General features: G+C 47.1%; 21 protein-coding genes and 2 tRNA genes. 8 read left to right on the forward strand and 15 right to left on the reverse strand.

The window, feature by feature from the left end; all coding sequences use genetic code 11:
• Window positions 1-59 precede the first annotated feature (59 nt).
• On the reverse strand, window positions 60-719 hold the full coding sequence (locus tag D829_RS0116540; protein ID WP_017690027.1) for a flavin reductase family protein: 660 nt from the start codon (window positions 717-719) through the stop codon (window positions 60-62).
• 107 nt (window positions 720-826) lie between these two features.
• Between D829_RS0116540 and D829_RS0116545 the strand changes: the two genes are divergently transcribed.
• Entirely contained in the window at window positions 827-1,525 is a 699-nt protein-coding gene (locus D829_RS0116545) for a winged helix-turn-helix domain-containing protein (protein WP_026081221.1), read from the forward strand.
• Window positions 1,526-1,747: 222 nt separating this feature from the next.
• On the opposite strand, the gene D829_RS0116550 is transcribed toward D829_RS0116545, so the two are convergent.
• The 5 genes from D829_RS0116550 to D829_RS0116570 form a co-directional block, all read right to left on the reverse strand.
• A tRNA-Ser gene (locus D829_RS0116550) sits at window positions 1,748-1,836 on the reverse strand.
• A gap of 6 nt (window positions 1,837-1,842) precedes the next feature.
• Window positions 1,843-1,918: transfer RNA gene (locus D829_RS0116555), tRNA-Asn, on the reverse strand.
• 90 nt (window positions 1,919-2,008) lie between these two features.
• The gene (locus D829_RS32490; RefSeq protein ID WP_017690029.1) at window positions 2,009-3,625 is read right to left on the reverse strand and encodes a HAMP domain-containing sensor histidine kinase; all 1,617 of its coding nucleotides are present in this window, start codon (window positions 3,623-3,625) and stop codon (window positions 2,009-2,011) included.
• Window positions 3,603-4,310, reverse strand: coding sequence for a response regulator transcription factor (locus tag D829_RS0116565; protein WP_017690030.1), 708 nt, complete (start codon window positions 4,308-4,310; stop codon window positions 3,603-3,605). Before D829_RS0116565 ends, D829_RS32490 begins: the two co-directional genes overlap by 23 nt.
• Before the next feature lie 137 nt (window positions 4,311-4,447).
• Window positions 4,448-4,909, reverse strand: a complete 462-nt coding sequence (locus D829_RS0116570) for a SprT family protein (RefSeq protein ID WP_017690031.1) — start codon at window positions 4,907-4,909, stop codon at window positions 4,448-4,450.
• Between the two features lie 119 nt (window positions 4,910-5,028).
• Here D829_RS0116570 and D829_RS0116575 point away from each other — a divergent pair, with 119 nt between their 5' ends.
• A complete protein-coding gene (locus D829_RS0116575) occupies window positions 5,029-5,385 on the forward strand; it encodes a hypothetical protein (protein WP_017690032.1) in 357 nt (118 codons plus the stop codon).
• Between the two features lie 183 nt (window positions 5,386-5,568).
• Window positions 5,569-5,712: a cortex morphogenetic protein CmpA gene (cmpA, locus tag D829_RS33230; RefSeq protein WP_017690033.1), complete on the forward strand. Its 144-nt coding sequence runs from the start codon at window positions 5,569-5,571 to the stop codon at window positions 5,710-5,712.
• A 180-nt stretch (window positions 5,713-5,892) separates the two neighbouring features.
• Here cmpA and D829_RS0116585 read toward each other — a convergent pair whose 3' ends face one another.
• The 7 genes from D829_RS0116585 to D829_RS0116615 all read right to left on the reverse strand — a co-directional run bounded on the left by D829_RS0116585 (window position 5,893) and on the right by D829_RS0116615 (window position 16,543).
• On the reverse strand, window positions 5,893-8,115 hold the full coding sequence (locus D829_RS0116585; RefSeq protein WP_017690034.1) for a Tex family protein: 2,223 nt from the start codon (window positions 8,113-8,115) through the stop codon (window positions 5,893-5,895).
• A 275-nt stretch (window positions 8,116-8,390) separates the two neighbouring features.
• Window positions 8,391-10,580, reverse strand: a complete 2,190-nt coding sequence (locus tag D829_RS0116590) for an alpha-galactosidase (protein ID WP_017690035.1) — start codon at window positions 10,578-10,580, stop codon at window positions 8,391-8,393.
• 235 nt (window positions 10,581-10,815) lie between these two features.
• Window positions 10,816-11,166, reverse strand: a complete 351-nt coding sequence (locus D829_RS0116595; protein WP_017690036.1) for a type II toxin-antitoxin system PemK/MazF family toxin — start codon at window positions 11,164-11,166, stop codon at window positions 10,816-10,818.
• Between the two features lie 3 nt (window positions 11,167-11,169).
• Window positions 11,170-11,451: a ribbon-helix-helix protein, CopG family gene (locus tag D829_RS0116600; RefSeq protein WP_017690037.1), complete on the reverse strand. Its 282-nt coding sequence runs from the start codon at window positions 11,449-11,451 to the stop codon at window positions 11,170-11,172.
• A 260-nt stretch (window positions 11,452-11,711) separates the two neighbouring features.
• Window positions 11,712-12,899 (reverse strand): alanine racemase, encoded by a 1,188-nt coding sequence (gene alr / locus D829_RS0116605; protein WP_017690038.1) that lies wholly within the window; start codon window positions 12,897-12,899, stop codon window positions 11,712-11,714.
• A 397-nt stretch (window positions 12,900-13,296) separates the two neighbouring features.
• Complete coding sequence (locus tag D829_RS0116610; protein ID WP_017690039.1) at window positions 13,297-14,496, reverse strand: outer membrane lipoprotein-sorting protein; 1,200 nt, start codon at window positions 14,494-14,496, stop codon at window positions 13,297-13,299.
• Window positions 14,497-14,659: 163 nt separating this feature from the next.
• Window positions 14,660-16,543 (reverse strand): ABC transporter substrate-binding protein, encoded by a 1,884-nt coding sequence (locus D829_RS0116615; RefSeq protein WP_017690040.1) that lies wholly within the window; start codon window positions 16,541-16,543, stop codon window positions 14,660-14,662.
• A gap of 123 nt (window positions 16,544-16,666) precedes the next feature.
• Between D829_RS0116615 and D829_RS0116620 the strand changes: the two genes are divergently transcribed.
• From D829_RS0116620 to D829_RS0116635, 4 genes are all read left to right on the forward strand, one after another.
• A complete protein-coding gene (locus D829_RS0116620; RefSeq protein WP_017690041.1) occupies window positions 16,667-17,917 on the forward strand; it encodes an MFS transporter in 1,251 nt (416 codons plus the stop codon).
• A 174-nt stretch (window positions 17,918-18,091) separates the two neighbouring features.
• Window positions 18,092-18,301, forward strand: coding sequence for a helix-turn-helix transcriptional regulator (locus D829_RS0116625; protein ID WP_017690042.1), 210 nt, complete (start codon window positions 18,092-18,094; stop codon window positions 18,299-18,301).
• Between the two features lies 1 nt (window position 18,302).
• Window positions 18,303-19,073, forward strand: coding sequence for a DUF3169 family protein (locus D829_RS0116630; protein WP_017690043.1), 771 nt, complete (start codon window positions 18,303-18,305; stop codon window positions 19,071-19,073).
• A 50-nt stretch (window positions 19,074-19,123) separates the two neighbouring features.
• On the forward strand, window positions 19,124-21,331 hold the full coding sequence (locus tag D829_RS0116635) for a serine hydrolase (protein ID WP_017690044.1): 2,208 nt from the start codon (window positions 19,124-19,126) through the stop codon (window positions 21,329-21,331).
• A gap of 152 nt (window positions 21,332-21,483) precedes the next feature.
• Here the strand turns inward: D829_RS0116635 and D829_RS0116640 are convergent, their stop codons facing one another.
• Both D829_RS0116640 and D829_RS0116645 read right to left on the reverse strand, forming a co-directional pair.
• Window positions 21,484-22,533: a hypothetical protein gene (locus tag D829_RS0116640; RefSeq protein WP_017690045.1), complete on the reverse strand. Its 1,050-nt coding sequence runs from the start codon at window positions 22,531-22,533 to the stop codon at window positions 21,484-21,486.
• Window positions 22,533-24,368 (reverse strand): HSP90 family protein, encoded by a 1,836-nt coding sequence (locus D829_RS0116645; protein WP_017690046.1) that lies wholly within the window; start codon window positions 24,366-24,368, stop codon window positions 22,533-22,535. The genes D829_RS0116640 and D829_RS0116645 overlap by 1 nt, the downstream gene beginning before the upstream one ends.
• Window positions 24,369-24,859: 491 nt before the next feature.
• Here D829_RS0116645 and D829_RS0116650 point away from each other — a divergent pair, with 491 nt between their 5' ends.
• A complete protein-coding gene (locus tag D829_RS0116650; protein ID WP_152417057.1) occupies window positions 24,860-25,654 on the forward strand; it encodes a MurR/RpiR family transcriptional regulator in 795 nt (264 codons plus the stop codon).

Raw genomic sequence — 25,654 nt, forward strand, 5'->3', positions numbered from 1 at the left:
CTCTCCGTTATCGTGTAAATGATTAATTCATCTTATATAATAAAAAGCCTGCACTCAGGTCAATTCTTCGCCCGGAAATTTTCCCCTTGTCTCTCTCCCAATCCGTAATAATGTCTGAAATTATATATCAGCGGATGCCATTCCTCCGGATTAATCTTGTTTGGTCCAGATATTAGTCTTGTGTGCGCGTGCACCTTCAACGCTTTCACTTCCACAATCGCCATGAACGGTGTATGTTCGGGAATACGTATGTGTTGTACAGCCGCTTCAATCTGGAGCGGACATTCAACTATTTTATCGGGAGCCACCTGAAACGAGCATTCAGATGTCAGTCCAGCTACAGTGAATTTATCATGACAATATTCATAGCCCATCTGCCTTTTCTCCTCAGGAACCGGGGTGACTCCCGTATAATGTCCTAATGCCTCAACCTGTCTCCACATGGTCGCATCTGGTAAATTAATCACACACTCCGGATGTCGACTCAGATTTTCATAGGCTTTGCCCTGTGTACCTGTACCCAGCACCAGACAGTCCCCCAGCGCCCAAGATGATGACAGTGGAGACAGATTGGTTGACCCATCCTCATTTAATGTACTTAGCAGCACTACAGGCGTACCATAATATAGAATACTCGGGTTAATCGTTTCATGTTGAATCACTGCTGGACTCGCGGACAACTGCTCTGTAGCAAAGTCCTGTTTCGTTATCTTTTTCATCCTGTACCTCTCCTGTTCCAACTCCAATGATTTATAAGCTCAATCTGACCCATATGGGACGATACAACTCGATTGTAATACAGTAATAGTTCAGATATGATCGAAGTATGAATGTATATCCGAATATTACTGTTATTGCGTCGTTAATCGCTGATCCAAGCCGCGCTATTTTTCTGTCATCCTTACTGGATGGCCGTGCGTTGCCCGCAGGTGAGCTCGCTCATATGGCAAGTGTCACTCCCCAGACGGCAAGCAGCCATCTAGCTAAACTCGTAGAGGGAGGATTACTTGAAGTTGAACAACAAGGACGCCATCGATACTACCGTCTTGCAAACAAAGAAATTGCTAATCTTATTGAAAGCATGGCCAGTATTGCCCCGCCTGTACAGATCCGCTACCTCAAACAATCCGATCAGCTTCAACAACTGAGTTATGCACGGACCTGTTATGGTCATCTGGCCGGGAAATTGGGAATCTCGCTCTGTGAAGCCTTAGTACAGAAGGGGTATCTTTCAGAGCCCGAAGAGGCACACAGCAAGGATTATCAAGTTACAGAGAAAGGAACGCAGTGGTTCAACACGTTCGGAATTGAACTTCAAGTGAAACCGGGGTCACGCCGGGCCATCGCTCGCAAATGTCTGGATTGGAGCGAACGCCGCCATCATCTCTCAGGTATGCTTGGGGAACAACTCAGACATCGATTGTCGGAACTGGACTGGATTCGTCAAAAAACAGGAAGTCGCTCTGTCGAAGTAACGGAAGCAGGCAAGAAAGGTTTATACGAGGTGTTGAGCATTTCGCTTTAGACAGAAGCGTATACCAGGGATAACCAAAGATCAGTAAACGCAAAAAATCCCCTTCACACTGACCGTTAACCGGTCTAATGTGAAGAGGATTTTTTGTGCAATCAGAACGGAGAGAGAGGGATACTCTCACTTCGTTCGAGACTGCGGAGTATTGCTAACGAAGCTTATGCTCCGACGAACCTTTAGGGTTCTCATCCCTTTGCAGAGAAGTTTAATTCAGAACGGAGAGAGAGGGATTCGAACCCTCGCACCGCTTACGCAGTCTAACCCCTTAGCAGAGGGTCCCCTTATAGCCACTTGGGTATCTCTCCAAGAAATGGCTCCCCGAACAGGGCTCGAACCTGTGACAACTCGATTAACAGTCGAGTGCTCTACCAACTGAGCTATCAGGGAAAATTAACTTGAATAAGATTAATCTATCATGATTAATAATCCAAGTCAACAGACCTGTCAAGATTTCCTAATTGTATTGCTTTCTGCCTCTCAGAAGGAAGAGGTCATCGCCAGTTGGGTAGTATTTTGGATCATGTCCCTGTCTGCTCGTGGAAGGCAAACACTTACTTTGAATACGTCTCCGTCCACTTGTATTCCCATAGAACCTACATGCAATTCAACAATGCTTCTGGCGATAGACAAGCCTAGACCTGAACCCTCCGTTGAACGGGAACGGTCCCCACGCTTAAAACGTTCAAAAATCTCATCCGATGAGAACTCCATCTCGTATGCGGATACATTTTTGATCGTAAACTCCATTTGATTTCCTTGTTCGATCAGTTCAATATAGACTCTGGATTGGGGCAGACCATATTTCAAAACGTTTCCCAACATATTCTCCATTACGCGCCACATCCGGCTGCCGTCCACCATTGCGTATACAGGCTCAGTCTCCTCTCGAATCCTTATCTGTAACTCTGCCTGCTCGAACGAATCACTATATTCTGCTACAGCCTGTCGAAGTAACTCCCCCATGTCTATCTGTTTTAAATGAAGTTCCACATCTCCGCTCGCCATTTTCGCTGCTTCAAATAAGTCCTCCACCAACAAACACAGACGCTGCGTTTTCCGTTCCAGAACTTGAATGTATCCAGCCTTCTCCTCCTCTGTGCCCTCATCGCGCTTAAGCAGATCGATATAACTAACCAAAGAGGTTACAGGTGTTTTCAGATCATGAGAAACGTTAGCGATCAACTCGGATTTCATACGCTGGCTCGTAACCTGTTCTTTCATTGCATTCTGGAGCCCTTGTCTCATTCCGTTCATCTGTGTCACCAATGATTGCATTATGCCTGTTACATGCTCTGGGAACTGCACATTGAACCTGCCTTCTCCCATTTCCTTAGCCGCTTGCGTAAGTTGCTGCGCCACATGAATCAGTTGAAACATACTATATACCAAGAAAACACTAATCAGAACTGTCAAAAACACAAATGGAGTGACCATTGAAGACTTAATGGACGCGAGAGAAATAACCGCTAATTGCATAAGACATTGCACCATACATAATAAGATTAAACGCTGAATTCTTTTTTTGTCAGCGGCCTCGCCTTGCTCCAAAATCTTTTTCACCAAACTGTACCATTTCCATACCCATATCTCGTTTCGTATTGGCCTATGGCTGGACATATTCCCGATATACCGGACAGCCCCCCTTACATGCACACCAACAAACCACACTCCGAGACCAGCGATGAACATGCCTATAAAATAAACAAAAATATCATTTATCCATCGACGAGTGAAAAAGTAAGGAGTTATCCCATAATCTGAAGTCACCCCGTTTAGTACTTTTAACAGTAGAAAGGACCCTATACATAAGGTAATAAAATGTGCATCCAAGGAAAGTTTTTCACTCCACCAGATTGTCACCTTCCGATATTTGCTATTCTCAGGCAAAGGAATACGATTCGCAGTCACAAGTAACGCCGTACCAATGACTAAGAGCAGGATCAAAGGTATAACACCAGATACATTCCAATCTTTATAAATGAATCGCATCTCATACCTCAATGATGCAAGCTTCATAAACACCAGTGTAAAACAAATCATCGCTGCTATCCGAACTCCGTAAGCCAGCATATTATTCTTCCAGTTTGTAACCAATACCCCACACCACCTTTATATATTTGGGTTCTCTGGGATTAAATTCAATCTTCTCACGGATTCTGCGGATGTGAACAGCGACTGTATTCTCCGGCTGAAAGGCAGGCTCTTTCCATACACGTTCATAAATTTCATCGATAGCAAAGATCCGGCCCTTATTCTCCATAAAAAGCCTAAGAATATGAAATTCGGTAGGCGTCAGCCTAACATCTTCTCCTTCCAAGGTCATTGTTTTCTTCTGTTTGTTATATACTAGGCCACGAACCTGAATCTCGTGTTCTGCGTCTTCGGAACTTTGATTTATCTGCGCACCCAGGCCGGTGAAGCGTCGTAACTGGGACTTTACCCTTGCCATAAGTTCCAATGGGTTGAATGGCTTGGCTATGTAATCATCCGCACCGATGTTCAAACCCACAATTTTATCATAATCCTCTGTTCTGGCAGATAACATAATGATCGGAACATTACAGGTTTCACGAATTTCAAGTGTCGTCTGCAGTCCATCCAATCCAGGTATCATAATATCCATAATAATGAGCTGAACAGAATGGGCTTGGAGCTTTTGCAATGCCTCTTCCCCATCCGACGCCTTGTAAACCCCGATTCCTTCACTACGCAAATATATTTCAATCGCATTGCTGATATCGGGATCATCATCAACAACCAATACACTGTGGGCCTTCAAAGGGGCACTCCTCCTTTTCTTTTAAACTGGATTATGTGGACTGATGAACAGTTTACATCAGATAAATGACAGGAAATCCAACAAAAGATTTACAAATTTCTTAAGATCCATCCGCACTATACTCCAAAACAAAATTACTATATGTCGTGAAGCCCCAGTTTTCCCGCACAACGGCCACAACGATAACGCTTCGGATCTATTTTACGCTTGCGCAAATATTCCGTACCACAGCTCTTGCACACCAGCTTATAACGATAGGGTAGCGGCTTTCTGCCTTTGCCGTCAGGAAGTGATTGGCAGTAACGCGAGCCACCTACCTTCTGCAATAAAGCCTTGAATTCCGGGTCACGATGCTGATAGCCGCGCCCACGAATATGCAGATGATAGTGACACAGCTCATGCTTGATGATTTTCTCAACCTCATCCCGCCCGTAGGCTTCGAGTTGATGCGGATTGATCTCAATCCGGTGACTTTTGAGCATATAACGCCCACCCGTCGTGGTCAGGCGACTGTTAAACAATGCTTCATGGGTGAACGGTACTCCGAAATGATCCAGTGATACCTGTTCAATCCATTGTTGCAATTCCTCATTTTCCATCGGTATCCTCTCCTTGCACCCCCTCGGAGCATTTGTTTTTCCGGTATAATACTTGAATTTTAACCGTTTCGTAGGCTACACTGTCAAGTAGAATGTATGAGGGGAGATTATTACTCGTTATGCCTACAATGCGCTATGTCATCCTGCAGCAGGAACAACAATTGCAGTTCGTGGAAATGCCGGCAGATTACGCCTATCAACTCAGTGCGCTCAACCTGCGCCTGCACAAGGAAATTGATAAACTCACTGCAGCAGATGTGCCTGTCCTGCCTTGGGCGATCGCCGAATGTGACAGCCTCGATCTCCTGAACGAAAATCTTACTATCATCGGTGGCCTTGATTATATCAATGCGCTTGAAGAATCTTTTGCAGCACTACGTGAAAGCCACTATCCTTTGATTTCTCTACTTACTGAAATCCGGGCTCTTCAGGCCCAATTGGAACAATGGTATGAAGAAGAGATGGAAGCTCTCTAATTCACCGCAGGGATCATTTTATAATGATGAGAACGAAAAGCACATCTTCCTGAATTGGGATTTGTGCTTTTTTTGTGTGATTGAGATATTGATTTGCCGGAGGCCTCCACTTATCCCGCACAGTCCAGGCTATTGCCACATATGCTAACGTACAGATGAATTATGCAAGAGGAGGAGATACCCTTGCCTCAATGGCTTTGCAATCAACTGATGCGTGCATTTCACAAAAAGGACAGCCGGCAAATCAAGTTGCTGAACGAATGCTGGTTCTTTTATCGTAACAAACCAGCAAATGGCACACCACGCAGCGCGGAGAACGAACTTTAAGAGGTTGTTCATAAAAGTCTGCTTTGGATTACGAAAGATGGCCTTTTGAACACGCACTTTAAGAAAATGCACATATTGCCCACCGTACTTACTAGAGGAATTAGAACGGACAACGGGACTATTACTGTCGACAACAAACAGCCTTCCTGGTTAGGGAAGGCTGTTCTCCAATCCTACTATTTAAGAAGACTGTTGCGCAGAAGCAGGCTTCTTCATCGTAAGGCCGACACGGCCTTTTTTGGTATCCACACTCATCACCCAGACCGTTACATTATCCCCGACAGACACAACGTCCATCGGATGTTTAACATACCCATTGCTGAGCTGTGAAATATGGACAAGCCCATCACTCTTGATCCCAATATCAACAAAAGCACCGAAATCAATAACGTTCCGAACCGTACCTTGCAGCTCCATGCCTTCCACCAGATCCTCAATTTTCAATACATCTGTACGGAAGATTGGCAACGGCATTTCTTCACGCGGGTCACGCCCCGGACGCTGCAAGCTGTCCAGAATGTCACGCAATGTAGGCACACCTACGTCCAGTTTCACGGCCAATTGTTCTGGCTGTTGCTCTGACAGTAATACCGACAGTTCCTTGCTACCCAGCTTGTCCAGTGCAACCTGAAGCTCCTTGAACAGCTGATCCACTACCTTGTAAGACTCAGGGTGAATCGGTGTACGGTCCAGCGGGTTCTCTCCCTCACCAATACGCATAAATCCTACGCACTGCTCATAGGTTTTGGCACCCAGACGTGGCACCTTCTGAAGCTGACGGCGGTTCGTAAACCGGCCATTTTCTTCACGGTACTTCACAATGTTTTTGGCAATCGTAGCGTTAACTCCGGCAACATATGACAGCAACGAAGGTGATGCTGTATTCACATCCACACCCACATGGTTAACTGCGGATTCCACGACAGCCTTCAGGCTTTCTTCGAGAATCTTCTGGGATACGTCATGCTGATATTGACCCACGCCAATGGCTTTTGGATCAATCTTAACCAACTCCGCCAGCGGGTCTTGTACCCGGCGAGCAATGGAAGCTGCACTACGCTCCGCAACATCCAGATCGGGGAACTCTTCCTGGGCCAGCTTGGATGCAGAATATACACTCGCGCCTGCTTCGTTAACAATCAGATACACAAGACTTTCATCACCATTCTCCTGAATGATCTCGGCAACAAACTGCTCCGTCTCACGTGATCCGGTACCATTACCAATGACGATCAGTCCGATATCATAATGCTTGATCATCCGATGGAATACTTCCGCAGCTTCACGTTTCTTGTTGTGTGGTGGCGTTGGGTAGGTCACAGCCACTTCCAGCAGTTTGCCCGTATCATCTACTACAGCCAGTTTACAACCGGTACGATAGGCCGGATCGACACCCAGCACACGTTTGCCATGAATCGGCGGTTGAAGCAACAGGTTACGTAGATTGGCAGAGAATACCGATATGGCCTGATTTTCACCTTTTTCGGTCAGTTCTCCACGAACTTCACGCTCGATCGAAGGTGCAATCAGCCGCTTGTATGCATCTTCAATCACATCACGCAGGATATCCTGCACGGCAGAAGCACCACGAATGATCTGTCCTTCCATATGGCGATGGGCCGGTTCTGCCTGTACGTCCAGGCCGACTTTCAGAATACTCTCACGTTCACCGCGATTAATTGCGAGAATACGGTGTGGAGGCATCTTTTTGGCTAGTTCGCGGTAATCATAATAATTCTCGTACACGGACTCCACCTGAGCATCCTTCGCTTCTGAAGTCAGCATCCCGTGATCCAAGGTGTACCGACGAATCCAGGCACGAATGGCAGCGTCGTCTGCGATATTCTCCGCGAGAATGTCTTTGGCTCCCTGAAGCGCCGACTCCGCATCTTCTACACCCAGTTCAGCATTGATATATTTCGCAGCTTCCTGGAGTGCATCTCCTTGTTTCAGTTGACCCCAGATCCAACCAGCAAGAGGTTCAAGACCTTTTTCCTTGGCCACACTGGCACGCGTTTTCCGCTTCTGACGGTAAGGTCGATACAGATCTTCCACTTCCTGCAGCTTCACAGCCTGCGTAATGGATTGCTTCAGTTCTCCGGTCAGCTTGCCCTGTTCCTCTATAATACGGATGACTTCCAATTTGCGATCCTCAAGATTGCGCAGATAAACAATGCGTTCTTCAATCGATCGCAGCTGGTTCTCATCCAGCTCTCCAGTCATTTCTTTACGGTAGCGGGCGATAAATGGAATCGTATTGCCTTCGTCCAGAAGCTCCGAAGTCGTGCGGACCTGCTTTAAGGACAGTGACAGTTCCTTGGCTACCTGTTTGATGATTCGTTCATGGCGTTCTGCCTTTATTGTTTCTTCATTGGGTTCCAGAACCGTTTCCTGTTCAGACAAAATAAATCCCTCTTTCCTTCCTGAATCGTTCGTTACAATCATTTCAGGGCAGCTTTGCTACTGTAATTACAGTATAGTTAAACCATTTGATCAATCCACTCTACCCTATATTATCACAAAATCCCGTCCAGATTCCCATCAATCCGCAAGCATACAAGTTCTGACAGAATGATGTCATCCTCCAGCCTTCCCCATTACGTCAAAAAAAGACCGAAAAACGTCAACACGACGCTCCTCGGCCCTTCCTTATTTAAAGCTTTATATGCATTTGCAATCTAGACGCGCTCGAACCGGAACATCTCGCTCAGATAGTCTCCTGATGTGCTGCCTACCGAAATACCGCCATACATGAGGGCATCGCCGGTAAAGGTCTCCGATCCGCCTTTCAGACGATAATCTGCATTCGGGTCTAATCCTTTCAGCTTCAGGCGCTGAAGTGGCGCATTAGGCTCAGAGAGCACGCGGAAGTAGAATACAACAGCTTCGCTTCCGTCCGGTGCAATAAACATCCACGCGGTCTCATTGCCTTCAAACGGACTGAGCAAGCGACGGAATGTTCCATATTGAACCGTTCCACGAATCTCCTTGTACAGTTCAACCTGCGCTTTCACGATGTCGTTCTCTTCCTCCGTGAATTTCGTCAGGTCCAGCTCGTACCCGAAGTTGCCCGACATCGCAACATGTCCCCGAATTTCAAGTGAAGTTATCCGGTTCACCTGATGATTCGGTACCGCTGAGATATGCGATCCCATCGAACTTACCGGGTATACAAGACTCGTACCATATTGAATCCGTAAGCGAGATATGGCATCCGTGTTATCACTTGTCCATGTCTGTGGCATGTAATACAGCATACCTGGATCGAAGCGACCACCACCACCTGAACAGCTCTCGAATAGAATGTTCGGGAACGCCGAAGTGATTCGTTCCATGACGTCATACAACCCCAGCATGTAACGATGCGCGGTCTCACGCTGTCTGTCTGCCGGAAGCAATGCAGAACCCACTTCCGTCATATTCCGGTTCATGTCCCATTTCACATAAGTGATTGGTGCAGAACCAAGTACATCTGTTAACATGCGCACAATCTCATCACGTACATCCTGACGAGAGAAATCGAGTACCAATTGCTGACGTCCTTCTGTCCGGCGACGATCAGGCACATGCAGACACCAGTCCGGATGCGCACGATATAACTCACTGTCTGGCGAGATCATCTCAGGCTCAAACCACAATCCGAACTGCATGTCCAGACCTGTTACGCGGTTAGCCAAATCATCCAGTCCCTGTGGCAATTTGTTTTTATCTACAATCCAGTCACCCAGCGAGGAGTTGTCACTGTCCCGGTGTCCAAACCATCCATCATCCAACACAAACAGCTCAATACCCAACTTCTGTCCAGCGCGAGCGATCTGTTCAATCTTGTCTGCATCGAAACCAAAGTAAGTCGCTTCCCAGTTATTGACCAACACCGGACGCTCTGCATTGCGGAATTTGCCGCGTGCCAGACGCTCCCGATACAATTCGTGGTAGGACTGTGACATGCCGTCCAAACCTGCAGCCGAGTACACCATAACTGTCTCAGGTGTCTGGAACGCTTCCTGTGGCTCCAGCTTCCAGCTGAACTCGAACGGGTTGATCCCGAGCGATACACGGGTGGTGTGGAACTGATCTACTTCAGCCTGTGCGGTGAAGCTGCCACTATAGACGAGACTGAATCCGTAGACTTCACCCTGATCTTCATCCGTGCCTGGAGTCATCAGCGCAATAAATGGATTCTGCTGGTGACTGCTTGAACCACGACGGCTCTCAATCCCTTGCAGGCCTGAAGCAAGCGGTCTGCGAACGATATCACGTTCCCGTGTCCAAGCTCCTGACAACTGCAACAATTCATAATCAGCATGCGGGAAATCAACAGAAGAACTGAGCGCACGCACCACATTCACTGAGGTAGCGCTCTCATTAACGATACGCATGGAGCGTGTAATCGCATTAAATGCCGTAAAGGCAGTATAAGAAAGCTCGATCTTGATACCAGCGACGCGGTCTTCCAACTCAATAACCAGCGTCTCTGCTTCGTCATCGGATTCAACATACGTTGCTGGCAATCCGGTAAGCGCTGCCTTTCCTTTGACCAATCGATGACCTGTATACGTAAACTCCGAAACCGTTGAGCCATTCTGAAGTTCCAATTGGATTGCAGGATTACGGAAATCACTCGTGCCATACACCGGCAATTCCACTGGCAACGTATCGAATGAGATCGTACGATCCTCTGGCACCGGGTTAGGGCTAAAGGACGCTCGTTCTGTCCGTACATGCAACCAGCTCAGATCGGTGTCGCGTAATTTTTTGCCATAATACAAATGCACCAAATATCCTGAAGGCAGTACCTGGAATACGTAACTGGCCTCTCTGGTCTGTAAATGAAATTGAAGTTTCTCCTGATTGATGTAAATGCTCATATGTCTCCTCCACCTCTATATATAGGTCTTTCGGGTAAACGGTTTCTCATGTTTCATTATAGCGAAAAGATCGCCAATGTTCTACGCTTTCATCAAGCTTTAATCAAAAGAGCGCATAACAGCCCGAAGGATGTCATACGCTCTTTTGGTTACAGTCTGAATTCAGTGTGTTCCCTTACAGGAACATCCATTGCCAACGGACGGCAGGGCAGCGTACAAGACGCTGGTTACTGCCTTAAAAATCGATTAAACCAAGGCTGATCTGTAAGGCTTCGTTGACCAATTTCATGGTCTCCTCGTCCAGATGGGTAATCTTGTCAGTCAACCTCTGCTTATCAATCGTCCGTATTTGTTCGAGCAAAATAACCGAGTCCCGGTCAAAGCCGTGTGCCACCGCATCAATTTCAACATGCGTTGGCAGCTTTGCCTTCTGGATCTGGGCGGTGATAGCCGCCACAATACAAGTTGGACTGAACCGGTTGCCGATATCATTCTGGATCACCAGAACCGGCCTGACTCCACCTTGCTCGGAACCGACAACGGGAGAAAGATCCGCAAAAAAAACGTCACCACGTTTTACGATCAATGTCTACACCCCGCTAACTAAGCGGTCCAGAGTGCTGTCCGCATCTTCCTCCGCATGAAAGGCTTCGGATGCCATGGTCAGATTAATTTTTGCCATCTCCATGTACCCTCGCTGCATCGTTTCACGGATGTAACGTTTCTTACGCTCCGTTAAATACAGCTTCATAGCCTGCCTAATCAATTCGCTGCGGTTGGAATTCTCCAGCGCTACGATGCCATCCACTTCCTGCAAAAGATAATCAGGTAAACTGATCATGATCCGCTTGGTGTTCTGCAAGTTGGCCACCTTTCTTCCACCCCCACAAACCTTTCGCCATTGTGAACCAGTATTACGTTTTTCCAGAACTTTTATACAAAGGAATATATATGCCCCGAGTATATCAAGTATGCTGTACTCCATTATAAACACGGGGAACAATATTCGTACAGACCAAACATCTCAATTCAGGAATTAAATCCTTACCGTCATACATAATTCGAGATGCTCCGACAGTTTTCCTTCTGTTCTGAAAAAAAGTTTATTGGTAATGACGTCCAGTTAACCTGTCAGGATGTCAAAAGTGGATTGATTCTGGCGACTACTGCTCCCCCGCGGGTATATACCCGTGGAATGCGGTGCGCCATCATGCAGATCACTTCATAAGCAATCGTACCGAGCTGGATTGCCACCTCGTCTGCGGTTATTACGCCACCAGACTGATGACCGATGAGGACAACCTCTTCGCCGACTTGAATTTCTTCCGCCTCTTCCGCGAAAGATTGTAACGACACCATACACTGATCCATGCAGATCGTACCAACGACAGTGACGCGGCGGCCGCGTACAAGCACTTGTGCTTTACCTGTCAACATTCTTGAGAATCCGTCTGCATATCCGATCGGCAGGGTCGCTATTCGTTCGTACCCTTGCGTAAAATAACGTGTTCCGTAACTGATCCCCCAATGGGGTGGCAGTGTTTTGACTAGAACCGCTTTTGTCTTCAGCGTCAATACTGGGGACAGCTTCACCACCTGATGATTCACCTCAGCCGAAGGATACAGTCCGTACAGGCTTATTCCCACACGTACCATGTCATAGGACAATTCCGGTGTATCAATGGCAGCGGCGCTGTTCGCCGTATGTATAATCGGGATGAAACACCCCTGATCCCTGAGCGCATGAACCACGCTTTGGAACCGTCTATACTGCTCCAGTGTATAGGTTTTGTCTTCTTCATCTGCTCTGGCAAAATGGGTAAACATGCCTTCCAGCATCATCTGATTGAGCGAAGCTACTTCCTGAATGAAAGCCAATGCCTCATCGCCAGGCAACAGACCTAATCGGCCCATGCCGCTGTCGATTTTAATATGAACCTTCAGTTTGTTAGCGAATGTGCTTGCATCCAGATGTCGAATGGCGTCAAGCACTTCCCTGCTGAACAGTGTGACGGTCACATCATATTTCCATGCAACAGCGATCCCTTCAGGCGGCGTATAACCCAATACCAGAATTGGAATCGTAATCCCATGTTCTCGCAGTTCCAGAGCTTCGTCAAGAAAAGCCACACTTAAGTAATCCACACCCACTCGTTCCAGTTCTCTAGCCGTCTCCACCGCTCCGTGTCCATAGGCATTGGCCTTCACACAGGCGAGGAATTTCATGCCCTGAGGCAATGCCTCGCGGAAAGCTTCTACGTTAGTACACAAATGATCCAAATTGATCTCCGCTTGGGTCGGCCGATATTGTCCTTGCACGTTAAGTCACCTTCTCTAATCATCTTAATCCGGCTCACGTCAGACTCCATCGTAATGCTCCAGCATGTGAGTGTCAAATGAACCGATGTTTCGCATTCAAAAACAGATGTAAGGTGCGCCGTTTGAGGAACAAATGCGAACACAGAAGAAGACCGCGATAAGCGAGATTAGCAGGGCAAAATTCCACTTTCCACCCCAGCAAAAATCTGCTTATATCGATTATTTACCCGGTTCCCTCTGCGTAGAAGCGCATTTTGCTTTATTGAGTGTATCGGGTAAGAAAAACAGCGCTAAATCAACACCTTTCTTACATCAAAGCAAAGCACCGGAGAACGGGTCTCCGATGCTTCTTAGCATTCCTTATGTTTATGCTACTATTCGTTCATTTGTTCAAAAATCATTTACCTGACTCTTCCTGCATCGATGTTGCAATGCGTACCATTTCGTTCTGAGGCAGGTCTGCACTGGTGATCCGATATTCTATGCCATCTGTCATCCATGTCAGGGTCTTCAATGCATCACCGCTGATCATCCCCAGTGTGAATCCAAGATCCACTACACTGGATGGAGCAAGCGATACAGCTCGATCCTGTGGTCTGGCTTCAAATATCGTGTAATTATATGTTCCTTCATAACGAAGCATAACCGAATAGTCTCCCGCCTCTTCAAGAATCTGGTCATCCTTGAGCTGCACACCTTCCGGCGCATAGGTCGGCTGAATTACGCCAAAGCTGTCTGAGCCTTCCGGTTCTGCGAGTGTTGGCGCTTCGCCTTCCTGACCTGTTGCAGCGCCTTCTGTACCTTGCTGCTCTGTGTCACCACCCACACCCGTCTGTCCATCAGTGACAGCTCCGTCAGGTTCAGGCGCAGTCTGAGGATTGGCAGGTTCTTTACCGCCCTCATTCCCGGTTTGCTCCGCAGGAGTCACACCGGAGTCCGTTCCTGTTTTGCCACCTTCTTCTGTATTGGCTGTCATGTTACGTTGCATGTCAAAGGCATCTTTTTCAAATGCAGCACCGAATTTGAAGGAGTCAAACTTCACATCCACGACCACATTGGCATTGGAGTCGGATACCTCCACCTGTTTAGGTGCGTAATCACTTTTGTTCAGCCAGATCTTCTGTCTGACGAGTGCATGTGTATTATAATTGGCAGCTACATCAAAAACATAGCTTTCCTTCTCATCCGCAAACTGACGGGTTGTATCTCCCGTAATGCTCCGAATCAATGTTTCATAGAGATATACCTGTCCTTGGTTATCTGGCCAGTTGCTTTGAAAACGGAAGCTTTTGTTCTGGCTCGGCGTCAAAACAAACACGCCTTCATCGTTACGCAGTACAATCTGTGTTACATCCTTTTTGGCATTGGTTAACGCAATACGATAATAGGAAGGCTTCTGATGCCATACCTCGACCTTGTACTGCTGCGGCGTATCTCCGGTATGCAGCGTCATCACGCCTGCCCCCTGGTAACTTTCCATCTCTCCTACGACTTCGTTCAGATCTTTGACCACAGCTGCCGCATCCTTCTTCCCGCAGGCGGCAAGCAAGACCGATAAGACCAATACCATGGCAAGCATCCATGATATTCGGCGCATGACATCATCCCCTTTAGCACATGTTTTCACTTCAGGATTGTGCTTGCAGCAGAACCCCTACTTGATTAGTACATGTTATGAGGGACTTGTTCGATATATGCGGACTAGTTTGACAAGCAATCGGTGAAGTCCGTTAATACGGCATTGCTACGCTTGCATAGTCCTACCACAATGGAATATACACCGGGTAACTCGCATCCTCTTCAGCGGCCCCAGGGCTTCTCTTCACCCACAATCTGCGCAGATCAGGCAGACCATACCCCGCAAGACGATAATCTCGCAACGAATCATGATGGGCGTGTTCTTCCTTGAAGCTGTACGTGGGCAGAAGCAATGCCTCCTGAATCAGTCGATCCTCTAGCCGAATCAATCTACTCAACCGCTCCGCAGGTTCCTGGATCATGACCACTCGTCCACATTCCTGTTCCAGTTCATGTCTCCAGTAATCATTCATCGCAATCAGGAATAACGTGTTCTGGAAGGTGTACATCGTCACGAGACTCAGCACGACATGATCATTGAAGACTTCTCCTGTATAGATCAGATCACAATCCCCAAACCCATCTTGATAGACTGCATGGACCGGATCTCCCGGCATAATGTTGATATGTAAGCCAATCTGTTTACATCTCTCTGCAAACCAGACCATATCCGTCTCCATCTTCTCTCCTTCTTCCACCCACAGGCTTAAACTCTGCCCTTGATAAGAGCTATGACGCAATAATGCTGAGGCCCGCGCCAGTGAGGTCTCCACGGAAAGGTCAGGTACAGGTGTGACCGAACATTCTATTTGTTCCGATTGCTGTTTCCATGGCTCCCCTTGATCTGAACCCACCTTTAAAGGTTGCTGTACTCGTCCTCGAATCAGACTATAAGCAGCCTGCGTGTTCGTGCTTCCGAGCGCTTGCGACAACTCTTGCGCATTCAATAGCTGTTGAACAGCCCGGCGAAAATTCACATCATGCTGCGGCCCTTCCTTTTGCATATTAAACGTCATATACACTCCGCCCTGCATCTCATGCTGTACAGCACGAGGTTGTGCATCCGGAAATAAATCATGCTTGATGATGGACTCCGCTTTTGCCAAGTGGGGGAGCTGCCACACTTCAACGCGATCCACATAAACCCGCCCTCTGAAATAGGCAAGAAAAACCTCAAGCACAAGCTGCTTCGAATCATGACGCGTCAACCGATAAGGTCCTGTTCCAATCGGATGGAGCGGATTCATCTCCACATCTCTCGGCAAGATCGATGCAGACATACTGCTCATCAGATCCGGGAACATGAAGTTAGGCTTGTTTAACACAAAACGTACAGTCAACTGGTCATACACCTCTATGCTCTCAATGGACCCAAACAGAGGCCTGCACGGGTTACTCTTGTCAGAGATAATGCGATCAAAGGTAAACTTGACGTCCTCTGCCTCCAGTATCCTTCCATGATGAAAAGGTATGCCTTTGTGCAGATAAAAGGTCCATTCCCTTCCGTCCACATGACTCTCCCATGCTATAGCCAGACTCGGCTCGCAGACTTGGCGTTCAGCATTATAACGAACCAAACGATCAAAGACTTCTGCAATGATGAAAACTTCTCCCCACATCCCCGTCTGCGTTGGGTCGAGAGTCTTAAAAGGTGTATTCTGCGGAATCCGCAATGTATCCACTCGTCCTCTGTCCCCTCCATTCGAACGCAGACCGAATTGATGCTGCATTTGCTGCATCAGATGTTCTCTCATCGTAATTGGCAAGGTGGTGGCCAGTTCATAGGCATCCTCCATCCTGTTCCCATCCAGGAGATGGTCAAACCGTTCACGCGCCACTTCAAGCAACGGGACACAAAATACCAGCATCGATTTTTTGCCTCTTCCGCGTTGCGGGTTCCACCTGACCCATCCGTTCTCCTTGAATTTGTTCATAATGAGGTTCATATTGCGCATGGTACAACATAAAAGATCGGCAAGTTCACCTACCGTTGTATGTACTTCTTGTTCATCATGTACATGTGGAAAGTTTAATCGCAGTTGAATGTAATGTTCTGATACGTCCATATATACCCTACCTTCTGCTAAAATACGAAATCCATCCGGATGTTTCTACAGTTTTTCTTCAGGTTTTCCTCCATTATACTCAGTAACATCAACATGACCAGTGGGAAGGAAGAACAACGATTTATGAAATACGCCGATCTGCACCCGAACATCAGGATACGTATCATTACTGATTTTTTCACCGATCTGACCCAAAAGTCCATCATTCCATTCATGGCGATCTATCTGAGTATTCAGATTGGCGCAGGTTTGGCGGGGTTATTGCTGACGGTCAATATTGTGGCTTCCATGATTGTGGGATTGTGGGCAGGATATTGGTCTGATCGAATTGGACGGAAGAAGTTAATGGTGATTGCACAAACTTTACAGGTGGTGGCTCTACTTTGTTTGGCCATCGCCAATTCGCCGTGGATGGATTCAATCATCGTCACTTGCCTCATGTTTCTGCTCAGCAGTCTCAGTTCAGGGATCACCGTGCCGATTGCTAATGCCATGATTGTTGATGTAAGCAGTGAACATGAACGTCATTATGTATATGGATTGCAATATTGGACAACAAACGTTGCTGTAACTTTTGGTGCACTGATGGGCGGGCTATTTTTCGAATCATTTCGTTTCCTATTGTTCAGTCTGGTATGCCTTGAAAGCCTAGCTACCCTGTTTATTTTGATCTTTATGATTCGTGAAACAATGGATAGACGTGTATTTGGTTATGGCGATGCTCCCATCCAGAGGAACATACTGAAAACGTACTGGGCGGTCTTTCAGGACAAACGTTTCATGATATTTTTCACGGCTACTGTACTTGCTGTCTCCCTGGAATTTCAGTTGGATAAATACATTGCTGTTCGTCTAAAAAATGAATTCACCGCCCAACTGTTCGGCTCAGATATCTCAGGTCTGCATATGTTCAGCCTGATCATGGTCATCAACACCGTAATGGTCGCCTTGGTTGCCATTCCATTCTCCAGATGGATAGGTCGCTTCCAGTCCCGATCTATCATGACTGTTGGTATGCTCCTCTATACCGCAGGTTTCACCGTACTTGCTTTCAGCAACTGGGCCTGGTTACTCATCTCATCCGCTATATTGCTAACCATTGGAGAATTGATGTACGCCCCTGTTCGTCAGGTCATGCTCGCGGGCATGATTCCAGATTCGGACCGTGCTGCTTATATGGCTGCTGACGGGATGAGTTACAACGCCGCTGCCCTCCTCGGCAGTCTCGGGTTAACCATTGGAGCCTTTCTGCCCTCCTATGCGATGGCTGGTCTGTATGTCCTGATGGGGCTTGGAGCGCTCATCTTTTTCCGAATGTTACTTCGGAAAGCAGAGGAACAGAATCAACATCTGCCGTGTGCAGATGCATCTTGATTTCACTTTTCTGGCAACTTTTCCGACAACAAAATAATCATCCAAGGGAGCCCAGCAGGCTCTCTTTTTCATGTCCATTATCAACGTTTTGAAGTAAATGATCTTTAATATTTTGTATATTATAGTTTACATTTAGTAAAATATCATGTACATTAGGTTCATGGAGGTGAGCAAGTGGAAGAATTACACAATCACGTTCGGGAGTTACGAGCCAGAGACCGGCTATCCCAAGCAGAACTGGCCAAACTCATTGGCGCATCTCGTCAAACCATTGCCCTGATTGAGCGTGGAGATTACTCTCCGTCGGTCGTTCTGGCACTAAAAATAGCACACGTATTTCGTGAACCTGTCGAAAAAATCTTTGAACTGAAAGGTGGAGATTAAAATGAAAAATTCATCATCCTCGTCCATTAAAAAGCGGTTGCGTCTTCCCTTGTATGCAGCAGGTGGCGCTGTAGTTGGTTTTCTCGGAGCTAGCGGAGTCAGTAAACTCCCTTCTGACTTGAACTGGACGCTGTCCGTGTACTATGACTATGATCTTTTATTCGCAATCCTGGCGGCTCTTGTGGTGGTTATGACACTGTGGAACATCTTCAGTCTCTCCCGCACGCCATCTGTCCCTCCCATGGAAGATGATGCTTATGGAGATTCCGATTCACTCATCTCTCCCGCAGAGCGCTCCCTCGGAAAAGCAATGATCCTCAGCGGATTCAGCGTTATTCTTACGTTTACCTGGGCAGCACTTGCCTTGTCCTTGTATGCATCCAACCGAACCATGCCGAATTCTCCAGAACTGTTCAACCTCTTGAATTTTGTTGCTTCGTGTGTCTCTATTATCATCGTTGTGGTCGTGCAAACTCTGACTGTGAAGCGATACAACCGTTATTTCCCTGATCGTGCGCTGGATTTGAACTCGCGCAATATGAAAAAAGATCATTTTGAGAAGCTGGATGAAGGTGAAAAATGGATCGTGTATCGCGCAGCCTATCGTTCTTTTCAGATGATGAATGTACTTCTTGGTGTTGGAATGGCCTCTATGGTTCTATATTCGATGCTTTTTACCTTTGCTCCATTCCCAATTGTGATGCTCTCTGTGATCTGGATTGCCAACATTGGAATCTATTATCGTGAAACCTATCGTGCGAGTAATCAGTAATACATGGTTAGGTAACTATTTTGTAAATATTTTCATAAAGGAGTGTTTGCATGCATTTATCCAAACGAAAGACCCGTTTCAGGTTCACCTCCCTAACAGGAGCTTTTATGGCTGTGGTTCTGTCTCTCAGTCTGTGGGTACCCGCAGTTAAGGCGGAGACCTCGACTCCAGTAGCTGCCGAACAAGCAAAGACGAAAGCGCTGACAACCGAATCTGCTACAGCATTTCTCGATTCATTCTTCGATTCCCCTGAGACAAAAGCTCACTATGTTGGAGCCTCCGTTGTTGTGGTGAAGGATGGCAAAGTACTGGCGGAAAAAGGATATGGCTATGCTGATCAGGAGAACAAAACGCCTATCGATCCAAAAAATACCGCTTTCCGTGTAGCCTCTGTATCCAAAACGTTCACGTCAGCTGCTGTAATGCAGCTGGTAGAGCAAGGCAAGGTTGATCTGCAAGCTGACTTTCAGACCTATGTGAAAGGGCTCGAATTTGATAATCCTTTTGACAAACCTGTAACTGTGGAGAACCTGCTCACACACACGACCGGATTCGAGATTCGTGATCCGCAGCAGGAAGACATCCATACTGATTTTGACAAGTACATAGCGATGGAGGATTATGCACAGCAACACATGCCTCCTGTCGTTCGAGAGCCTGGTAGCGCCTACATGTACGATAATTTTTCGTTTTTGCTGCTTGGCATGATTGTTGAGAATGTAAGCGGCGAGCCCTTTGAATCCTACATGCAACAACATATCTTCAAACCGCTAGAAATGGATAACAGTAGTTTCATGCTGGACAAAAAGTTCCAAAAGCAGCTGGCTACTGGCTATGATGCGGCACACAATCCGCTTGATCTGTACACCATCGCTCCAACACCAATGCCTCAAGGTGGTATGTTGTCTACCGCTGAGGACATCGGGAAGTTCATGATTGCGTTCCTGAATGATGGCGTGAAGGACAACAAGCGAATTTTCAAGGAATCCACAGTGAAAAGCATGGAACAGTACCGTTCTTCCATTCATCCACTGTTACCAAACACCACGTATGGATTCGAAGCTGCATTTCAGCTTCCCGGAGCAGGAAGTAGTCCAAAAATTATTACGAAAGCAGGCGACCTGACCGGATTCAGCTCTTATCTCTTCCTTATTCCCGAGCAAAATACAGGCGTTTTCCTGACGTATAATCAAAATGGAGCACTTCGTAATCTGTTCTACCCTGCATTCATTCAGAACTTCTTCCCGCAATATGCAGAGCCTGTACAGTTCAAGGAATACACGCCGCAATCCGCAGCTGAGCTGCAACGCTTCACCGGATTGTACGCGGATCTACGAATTAGCACGATCGTCAGCTCCCTGAAAAATGACGGTACAGAGCCTGGACAACTGAGCATTTCGGACGTTTTTCTGGGTCAACGCAACCTGATTCAAGTGGAAGATAATCTCTTCAAAGATGAATTGACCGGTCAATTCACAGCATTCAAGAAAAATGCTGATGGAACCATCTATATGAAAGAACCTTACCTCAACCCTATGGGTTATGAGAAAAAAGGACAAAAGCCTATGGGCTTCCGGGATGTTCGTGAGAACAGTCCTTATGCTGAAGCCATCTATGCCATACAATCTCTTGGATATTATGAGAATGATGTTAACAAGTCTTTCCAACCGAAATCAGCTGTGACACGAGCTGAATTTATTGAGAACACGCTTAAACTGAGTGGATTGAAGCCCAGCAAAACAACACCTCCTGCAGGCACCGACTGGGCAGACCATGCAGCAGCCGGATATATTCAACTTGGATATGAAATGGGTATGATTACTGGCAAGGACGAACAGCAGTTTAAGCCGGATCAAGTAATTATCCGCCAGGAAGCCATGGTCATGATGTGGAGAATTCTGCAACTGCAATATCCTAGTGAACTGTTCACGGATGTCAAACTTGCGGGACACACGGACCCATGGGCTGTACCAGCCGTTCAGATGATGGCGAAGCTTGGTATCCATGGACCTGAGGTGAAGGTATTGGAGGATGGTTCTGTTGATTTCCTTTCCCGCAAACCTCTGATTCGTCAGGAAGAGGCTGCGATCATGTATGCGCTGCTTACCCAACCAACAGATCAAATCGTCGCTGAACTGATGGCTGCTCAGCAGCCGCAAGCAGAACCTGCTGAAGAAGCCGAAGCTACAGCGGAGACATCTGAAACTGCACCGGTTCCAGTACCAGCGCCGGTCCCTTCTGCGTCTTCAGCACAATAAAAATAAAACATCTTCATACCGTTTAGATTTATCATGCTTATGAGGCAAGAAAAAACAGGCTTGTTCAGAAGGGTACGATCCTTCTCGAACAAGCCTGTTTCGTTACTTTTCATAAATTATTATAGCGATCGGTTACTGAGTTATATCCGTCTCTATTCGATCAACGAAGATACATGGTGGTTCCCGTTGCGCTGATCAAACTTGGCTGCAGCGGTCTGAGCATGCTCCGCAAAGTAATCGGCCAGCTTGAGCAGGTCGCCTGGATCACCTTCATACGGGAAGGATGCTGGCAGACGCAATCGGTATTCTGGAGATTCTTCCACCCAGCGGCGAAGCAACGATGCTGCTCTGGCATAAAACAACATTTTAGCGTAAGGATCTTCATGATCAGCAGCGAACACCAGTGTTTCCTCCAGCACATCAATGCCTTTTGCCGGATTCGTACGTGTGAGATAATCCATCTGCTCCGCAAAACTCTGCACAAAATCGTTCTGGCCTTTAATCAGGCGATATCCCTTGGTCTGATGTTTATCTGCTTCCGCAGTCCGTCCCAACCGATATAGCGGCATCAAAATTTCAGACAAAGTCAGATGCGGAATCTCTGCACAGCTCATACGCCCTTTCAGGATAGGCTGTGCCACCTCCAACACCTTCTCATCGTCTCCTTTTAACAAGAAATATCGCATAATCTCATCCTGCTCACATGCTTCGCAGTCACTCATAAAGTCACGATCCATCGTTCTGAATCGATCATAACTGCGTCCCACTTCCTCCAGCTCCCCAAAATCCATAAAGATCCGGAACCGATAATACCAGTAGGAGCGTTCGCTGTAACCGTAGGACTTGAAACGCCGTCCGAAATCCTCCAACAGCTCCAGGATCTTCTCGCGTGATATTTCTGGGAAGTCGGGCATCTTGCCCAATATCCATTTGTACGACCACATTAACGTTTCTTCATCATATTCTTCGGGCTGTTGGTCGAACTTGCCCAGCTGCCAGGAAAAAGCAATCAGTGCTTTCATCGGATAACCGCAGAATGTTGCTGTCTCCACAATCTCCGATCTTGCTTCGTATGCCTCTTCCTCCATGCCGTTCACATCGGCAACTCTTGCCGCTTCCTCCAGCATACCGAGCTTCGCCGGACCATTGGGCAAGCCATAGGCCTCGTCCATCAGTTCTTCAAAATCCATCTCTGTCTTCATCAGGCATCCCCCTTACGATCTGTATTTGCACGCAAACCCCAATCTATAAAACGAACAATGCCCTGATTTAACACTTCAAGCTCCTGCTTGCTCATGGCATAATGCCCCATCATAAGTGCATTGACGTATAACATTTCGATGGCAATCGGCGTCATCTGGTCATCCGGTGATGTCAGTACCCGCTGAATAATCGGATTACTCACGTTCAAATACAAGGTTGAGTACCCTGTTGAACTCATGTTAGAAGATAATGAACCCAGAACAGACGAGAACAATTCCGTGCTCTCCTCACTTGCTTTTTCAAGCGCACGAAGTGTTGAGGATTCCTGAGACAGCGTGAACAACACCGGCAGATCCGATGGCTTAAAACCTTTCACCTCAGCCCGACAACGGAAGCGCTGTAAGGCAGAATCGGCCAGTCGCAAGGCATCATAATATTGATTGCGTTCAGCGGGTGGCACATCGGTGAAACTCATCGAGACCTGATCCGGCTGTAGCCGCTCCGTGTGTACGTTGTGCACGGTCATCGGCAGTGTCGCCATCAACTCGCTGTCATAGATGTAACCACCATTAATCACCAGCATCGATTGTGCGGATGCCACATGATGAATCTGACGGTACTCATCAACAGAGGACGTGAAATACAATGTCTCTCCTTCATCGATTAGCTCCCCCAGTTCACGGTGACCCCTCGTGCTCTCAAAAGGCAACCAGCGATGAATCATCGCGTAGAATGCTTGATCCTGCACAGCTAGTGCCTTCATGGACAGAGCATGCAGGCGAATCAGCTTCTGAAGCCGTTCCGTCTGGCTCTCAGCCATGTCGGCCAGTCCCTTGCGAAGTGCGTCTCCGAGTTCGGAGCGAACTTCCTCCAGCTTTTCATTTTCATAAAAATGTTCTCGTGATGCCGTCGGTTGAAGCTCATCTGTCCAGATCAGACATTTCACAAAGAACGTCCACTCTGGCAAAATGTTCTCAGCCTTCTCCGAAATCAGCATTCGCTTCAAGTAAACCCGGTGAGAACGCTTGGCATTCAGATTAACCGCGTGTGGCAGCACAAAAGCAATACCTCCGGTACGGCCTGAAGCTGTCGTCAACGGAATGAAGTCCTGGAACTGCTCGCCAAGCAGACGTTCACCAAAAGCCAGTACCTCCGCTCTGCGTGAACGTGCGAGTGCAGGGTCCATCAGCCAGATCGGTGTCTCGCTATTCACCACATGTTGCTCGCCGTCATGATGCAGCGTGACCGGATACGGCAATAACGCTCCGTAATAGAACAGAGCTTCTTTCACATAATCCGGTTCAAAGTAGTGCGCCGCGTCCGGTGTGCAACGCAGATATACTTTGGTCCCCGGAGACAGTTGTGTGTCCAGCTGTCGAATCGTATAGGTGCCATCCGGCTTGCCCCGCCACTCCATCGAAGGGCCGCCCTTCGCGGATTGCGTCAGCATGACAATTTCGTGACTCACCATGAAACAGGATAACAACCCGATCCCGAAACGTCCGATAAACGAAGTCTCTCCATTCAGCAGCGCTTGCTGCCCCCTCTTCGAGGATTGTCCAATCATGGCCAGGAATTCATGGATGTCAGCTTCAGTCAAACCGATGCCGTTGTCCTCCACCATCATGGTCAGTTGCTCACCTGTTCCCGTCAGTTCAACACGCACTTGACCCTGATACCCTGGCTCCGCCTCCGTTCTTGCGGTAATCGCATCAGTCGCATTCTGCATCAGTTCACGCAAGAACACCTTAGGACTGCTATATAGATGGTTGGATAAAATCTGGATCATCCCGCTCAGGTTCACTTGAAAACGATATTCATTGGATGCTGTCATGTTTCACTCACCTTCCTTATAAGTCCAAACACAATATGTACCCATACGATGTATTCATATGGATGTGTTAGACGAATTCATTATGTAATCGTTAAAAACATCACGTCAAGCCGGCCCTGGATTACCAAGACCGGCGTTAGATGAATATTTCAGGCATTCATGAGACGTATGGCTCTATCTTTCATTACCACGTTATGAATAGCAATGAAACGGATGTTCTACCCTAAAATAAGGATACATGTTACAAGGCAGAGTGAAAACACACCTGAGACCCGATTTGAAGTGAAATTCAGGTTAAGTGCGCACCCTGCATCCGGGACTATTGACGGAGAAATACATCTTTTTTCGTCATGCATTTGAAGTTTAGTTCTTCTTCGTTTCGTCACCCTATGGAATAGTCGGGCTGTGCAGATTGAGAAATAAATATACGCAGGTTATGATGTGGAGATATATGCTATGGGATGATTTATAGAGAGGAATGGAACAACTGTATGGAATCCAAACTACTTCAAAAATTAAAATATGCTTCACAATTAACCGCACAGGAGAAGCATATTGTGGACTATATCCTGAACAATCCCGAAGTTGTATTTGATTCTACAGCCCATGAACTGGCTCAGCAGACCTATACAAGCTCATCCACAATTGTTCGCTTATGCAAAAAGCTGGGTACCAAGGGGTACCCAGACTTTCAGTTAAAGCTTGCTCTTGAATATCAACAGATACCTTCCGCGATGCAAACGCAGGATCATGCAATTGCAGAACAAGGCAACGTGCTGGCTGCCATCGACTCGGTTCCTTACCTGTACCAGCAGGCGCTGGAGGATACCCGTCGGATGTTAAACGCTCCTGTTTTGCTACGAATCGCTAGCTGGGTCAAAGAATCCGTACGCATTGATATCTATGGCAGTGATATGAATTATTATCTGGCTCAACAGGCTTGTGCCAAGTGGAATGAACTCGGCATATCTGCGATTGCTCACAATAGTCCGAACATGCATTATTTGAACACGATGAATCCCAATAGCCTGACGCTGTCTTTTGTTATATCGCACACAGGTGAGAACCAATCGATGATTGAAGCCGCCAAAGTGCTGAGCAACAAACAGATGAAAGTCATCGCGGTCACGGGCAACAACCATTCAACCCTGTCCAAACACTGTGATGAAACGTTACTGGCTCACGGATACAATGAACAATTAAGGCTATCCAAAATGTCTTCGATGGTCTCGGTACTCTACATTTTCGACATGTTGTACATGGGGAGCATTAGCGATACGTATTAA

Origin of the sequence: Paenibacillus sp. PAMC 26794 (assembly GCF_000316035.1) — a bacterium.
Lineage (GTDB): Bacteria > Bacillota > Bacilli > Paenibacillales > Paenibacillaceae > Paenibacillus.